This window comes from Mesorhizobium sp. M2A.F.Ca.ET.039.01.1.1 (genome assembly GCF_003998035.1).
Taxonomy (GTDB): domain Bacteria; phylum Pseudomonadota; class Alphaproteobacteria; order Rhizobiales; family Rhizobiaceae; genus Mesorhizobium.
Genome location: NZ_RZRY01001450.1, coordinates 1 through 576 on the forward strand (window position 1 = coordinate 1; position 576 = coordinate 576).

At 61.5% G+C, this 576-nt stretch carries 1 protein-coding gene; it reads left to right on the top strand.

All coding sequences use genetic code 11. From position 1 onward, the window contains the following. Nucleotides 1-576: tyrosine-type recombinase/integrase (locus EOA24_RS40385; protein ID WP_145992594.1), on the top strand; the 576-nt coding region annotated here is incomplete at both ends.

Below are 576 nucleotides of genomic sequence, written 5' to 3' on the forward strand. Positions count from 1 at the left end.
CGACCATGTCATGCTGATGCGAAACCGGGGATACCAGTACGAAGCGCAGGCATACTGGTTGCTGCGGTTCGACCGGTTCCTGCAAGCGCATCCCGAATTGGCTGGAGAGCCGCTCGAGACGATGCTGATACATTGGGCGGCCGCGAAGTCCACTCGCAATCACGCCGCGGAATGCCAGAAGCTGGGGCGTATCCTGACCAAGGCGCGGTACCGGCTCGATCCGAACATCCCGCCGAAACGCTTCAATCCGCGGCCGGAGCGCGAGGTGGCGCGACAGCATCGACGGCCACACATCTTCAACCCGACCGACATCCGGCGGATGCTTGATGTTGCCCGCACCTATCCGTCGCCGCATGCTCCGCTGCGTCCATTGAGCCTCTATACCATGATCCTTCTGGCCTATTGCGCGGGGCTGCGACGTGGTGAACTTGCTTGGCTCGATCTGGGTGACGTCGACCTTCAATCGGGCACGATCACGGTCCGGGAAACGAAGTTCTATAAGACCAGGATACTGCCGCAATCCGACAGCGTCATGGCAGAACTGCGCGCGTATCTCGATACGAGGCGGCGCGCTGG